At 28.5% G+C, this 599-nt stretch carries 2 pseudogenes; both read left to right on the top strand.

Annotated elements, in window-relative coordinates:
• A pseudogene (locus RI68_RS02815) lies at positions 1-218 on the top strand (hypothetical protein); the annotation flags it as partial.
• 18 nt (positions 219-236) lie between these two features.
• Positions 237-599 (top strand): annotated as a pseudogene (locus RI68_RS02810) (replicative DNA helicase); the annotation flags it as partial.

Below are 599 nucleotides of genomic sequence, written 5' to 3'. Positions count from 1 at the left end.
CTCAACAATTAAAAAAACTAGATACTCGTTTTGAATTTTATTTATTAACTAATAACACTGTGGAAACTCAAAGATTAAACAAGAAAATCGCTCAGGGGAAAATTCCAGGAATTAACCAAGTCATTGATTGTTTTTCGCCTCAAGCGAATATCTTTTTAAAAACACTACTTATTCACCAATTTCTCCCTTTTAGTGATATTAACATGATTAAAAAATAATAAAGGAGTTAATATAAAATGTTAAGCAACGAACAAAAAGCTTTAAGACAAATCATTTCCTATATGAACCAAAATAAAGCTGAGCAATTAAGTTTTTATTTTCAGCTCATTGATCCACAATCTTTTTTAGATAAACAACATACAAAAATCTTTCAAGCCTTAAAATATTTAACTTTAAACCAGACAAATACTCATCCCTTTGATAAAATCAAATCTCAAACTGAGATCATCAAAGAATTACTCGCCTATCTTCGAACCCATTTTCCCCAAGATCACTTTACGAAAGAATCATTATCTTTTTTAAGTGATGATGTTAATGAGGAAAATAACCTTGATTTTTTAGCTAACCTAAAACACATACCTATACCCAAGAAAAACTGT

It is taken from the genome of Vaccinium witches'-broom phytoplasma str. VAC, assembly GCF_000309405.1.
Lineage (GTDB): Bacteria > Bacillota_I > Bacilli_A > Acholeplasmatales > Acholeplasmataceae > Phytoplasma.
Note: the sequence above shows the minus strand (reverse complement) of the source record. Positions and strands in the feature narration are given on the sequence as shown.